4 protein-coding genes are annotated in these 3,352 nt (G+C 63.1%); 3 read left to right on the top strand and 1 reads right to left on the bottom strand.

The genetic code is table 11. The features are described from left to right. From EOA75_RS30830 to EOA75_RS30820, 3 genes are all read left to right on the top strand, one after another. Window positions 1-565: putative PEP-binding protein (locus EOA75_RS30830; protein ID WP_348628692.1), on the top strand; the 565-nt coding region annotated here is incomplete at its 5' end. 331 nt (window positions 566-896) lie between these two features. Continuing rightward, complete coding sequence (locus EOA75_RS30825; RefSeq protein ID WP_245466789.1) at window positions 897-1,790, top strand: glycosyltransferase family 9 protein; 894 nt, start codon at window positions 897-899, stop codon at window positions 1,788-1,790. A gap of 152 nt (window positions 1,791-1,942) precedes the next feature. Next, window positions 1,943-2,689, top strand: coding sequence for a polysaccharide deacetylase family protein (locus EOA75_RS30820; RefSeq protein ID WP_170950236.1), 747 nt, complete (start codon window positions 1,943-1,945; stop codon window positions 2,687-2,689). 77 nt (window positions 2,690-2,766) lie between these two features. Here the strand turns inward: EOA75_RS30820 and EOA75_RS30815 are convergent, their stop codons facing one another. Beyond that, complete coding sequence (locus tag EOA75_RS30815) at window positions 2,767-3,156, bottom strand: DUF427 domain-containing protein (RefSeq protein WP_095800264.1); 390 nt, start codon at window positions 3,154-3,156, stop codon at window positions 2,767-2,769. Window positions 3,157-3,352: the final 196 nt, after the last annotated feature.

Genomic DNA, 3,352 nt, shown 5'->3' with positions numbered 1-3,352 from the left:
GGCCGGCGCGCTGGTGGTGCCCGAAATCATGGTGCCGCTGGTCGGCCTCGTGAAGGAGCTGCAATACGTCAAGGCGCGCATCGATGCCGTCGCGCAAAGCGTCATGCAGGAGACCGGCACCAAGATCGACTATCTTACCGGCACCATGATCGAGCTGCCGCGCGCAGCCATCCGCGCCCATGTCATTGCCGAAGCGGCCGAGTTCTTCTCCTTCGGCACCAACGATCTGACCCAGACGACTTTCGGCATCTCGCGCGACGATGCGGCCTCCTTCCTTGAAACCTACCGGCAGAAAGGTATCATCGAACAGGATCCGTTCGTTTCGCTGGACATCGACGGTGTCGGCGAACTGGTGCGGATTGCGGCGGAAAAGGGCAAGGGAACACGACCCGACATCAAGCTCGGCATTTGCGGCGAGCATGGCGGCGACCCGGCCTCGATCCGCTTCTGCGAAGAGGTCGGCCTCGACTATGTGTCATGCTCGCCTTACCGTGTACCGATTGCCCGGCTGGCTGCGGCCCAGGCGGCCGTGGAGGCCGCGAAGGGAAGAGCCAAGCGCGCCTGAACGGCGCGCTCCATCTTACGATTTCGTATGGAAACTCACGCGAACGTGCGCGCGCTGGTTCTCAATCTCGACATCGTTCCTGGGCAGTTTCTGGTTCCGAATTACTCGGGGCGTGAAACAGATGTTGCAGATTTCCCCCACCTCTTTCCGATCGATCCTGATCATGCAGACCAAGTTCATAGGCGACATCGTGCTTGCCTCTGCCTTGGCGAAGAACCTTCAGCTCGAATATCCAGGTGTGAAGGTCGTGTTCCTGTGCGATGCCAGGTTTGCTGGATTTCTAACAGCGCATGGCATCGCAGCGGAGGTCGTTTCGTTCAGCCGTGCCGGCATGCGCGGCACGCCGCTCCAGCGCGGGCGCGAGCTTGTCCGGGTCGTGCGAACTTTGCGGCGGCACCGCTTCGACATGGTCATCGACATCACCGATTCCAAGACTTCGCGGCTGGTGTCCGGATTGGTCCGTGCCCCGATTCGTGTCGGCCACTATCCGACGGAGCGACCTCTGCGCTGGCTTGAGCGCCAGCCTGCCAATGTCAGGATGAAGCCGTACGGATTCGGCGAAAAACATTATCTCTTCCGCTATTTGTCGCCGCTCGAGGTGCTCGGCGTCGACCTGCGCGTCAGGGCACCGGCTATCCGCCCGCTGCCCTTCGAAACGACGCAAGCGCTCGCCTTGCTGAGCAAGCATCATTTGCGGCCAAATGCCTTCGTGGCGGTGCATGCGGGGGCGAGCTTCATCGGGCGTCGCTGGCAGCCGGAGCGCTTTGCGGCCGCGATCGAACGGATATCGTCCGAAACTGGCCTGGACGCTGTGCTGATCGGCGGCCCTGATGAGCACGAGGCGGCGGACAAGATCATGGCGGCAGCGAAAACGCCGGTCGTCAATCTGGTCGGCACGCTCTCGCTCGAAACGTTGCTGGCGCTGCTCAAGGAGGCCAGGTTATTCCTCGGCAATGAGAGCGGCCCGATGCATATGGCGGCCGCAGCCGGCACTCCGGTCGTCGGTCTGTTCGGCCGGACCAATCCGGTTCGATGGGGCCCGGTCGGGGTCCCCAGCATCTCGTTGCGCCCCTCCATGCCCTGCGATTGCGTCGGCGGCGACCTGTGCCGTCGGACCGATTCGAGCAAGGCATGCTGTGTCTGGCGCCTTGAAGTGGATTCCGTGGTCGAGGCGGTGCGCGAACTTTTGGCGCGTACCGACGTGGCGCTTGAGCAGGCGGTCTAGCTCAGGTCTGCTAAAGGCGTGTTGAGCTTTTACAGCTACTCTCCATGCAAATTGTCGCGCGGTGGCTTTTCGGATGCGAACCGTTCCGATTTTCGCCTAGATGCGCGTCTTGTTGACGCCATCTTGCGGTTGAGCGGCTTGACGGGCCGGGCATGGGAATGACGGGTTTGCTTCAAAAATCTCTTTGCGCGATCGCGCTATCGCTTGTCGTGGTCTCGGCTGGCAATGCCGGGACGCTGGTCGAACCGACGTTGCATCTGACGCCGCAAGGCGGCGGTGGCCGTGTCGCGCTCACGCTGGACGCCTGCGGCGGGAAGACCGATACGCGCATTCTTTCGGCCCTGGTAGAAAACAAAATTCCCGCGACTATCTTCGTCACCGGCATCTGGCTGAAGCGCAACGCCGCCGCTGTCGGGATCATGCGCGCGCATCCTGATCTGTTCGAACTGGAAAACCACGGTGGCCGCCACATCCCGGCGGTCGACACGCCCCGCAAGATCTACGGCATCAGCAGTGCCGGCAGTCCTGATGCCGTTCAGGCCGAGGTCGAGTCGGGTGCCGCGGCGCTTGCGAGCGCCGGCGGCCCGCCGCCGAAATGGTTTCGCGGCGCCACCGCCGAATACAGCCCGTCGGCGATCGCCATGATCCGCAAGCTGGGCTTCAAGGTCGCGGGCTTTTCCGTCAATGGCGACGGCGGCTCACTGCTCGGCGCCAAGGAAACCGCCCGGCGCATCGCCGCTGCCAAGGATGGCGACGTCATCATCGCTCACATCAACCAGCCGACCCATGCCGCGGGCGAGGGTGTCGTCCAGGGCCTGCTCGCCCTGAAGCAGAAGGGCCTGACCTTCGTTCGGCTGGACGACGCCGACGACGTCGGCAACGACGGCACCACGGATTGATCCGTGGCGGAGGTTGATGACGACGGCTGGAAGGCTCAGCGACCTCGGAGATCCGCGATGCTTTCCGCCGCAGTCTATCACTCCGGCTTAGTCTCGACCGTCACCTTGCTCGTATAGAACGCGCCGTGATCGCGGATCTCGACCACTTCGTCGAAAGGCTGCTCATAGGCCCACATCGCGTCCCTGCCGCTGTCGCCGGCCGGCAGCACGCTCCAATAGCTCGCGTTGCCCTTGTAGGGACAATGCGTCGAATGCTCGGTCCTGGCGAGCTTGCTGAGATCGATATCGTCGAAGGGAATATAGAAAACCGCCGGGTAGGGCGGTTCCGACAAGAGCCTGGCCCGGGTAGACCGGGCGATGACGACGTCGCCGGCGCTGACCGTGACGGTGCCGCGATAAGGCTCGATCGTTATCACCTTGTCGGGATTGCGCTGAAAGCCGGGGGCGGGGTTGGCACGCTTGTCCAAGACGGGTCTCATCGGCAGTTTGAGGAAGGTGCGTGGCGGTTTTTCCGTTCGGAACCGCTTCTCGTCCGTCAAAGGTGGATCGGCCCGACGCCTCGCGCAAGGCGGCGCGATGACGCGTCGCGTGCAGCGAAATAATGTTCTAACCGCCGACAGTCAGGCGGCGGCCTTGAATGCGTCCATGAGGCCGGCATAGGCG

The organism is Mesorhizobium sp. M1A.F.Ca.IN.022.07.1.1, from assembly GCF_003997575.1.
GTDB lineage: Bacteria > Pseudomonadota > Alphaproteobacteria > Rhizobiales > Rhizobiaceae > Mesorhizobium.
This window is presented reverse-complemented; position numbering and strand designations above follow the sequence as displayed.

What these genes read in the sequence shown, in the direction of transcription:
- EOA75_RS30825 (WP_245466789.1), top strand. Translation starts at nt 897, where the DNA reads ATGCGCGGCACGCCGCTCCAGCGCGGGCGCGAGCTTGTCCGGGTCGTG.
- EOA75_RS30820 (WP_170950236.1), top strand. Translation starts at nt 1,943, where the DNA reads ATGGGAATGACGGGTTTGCTTCAAAAATCTCTTTGCGCGATCGCGCTA.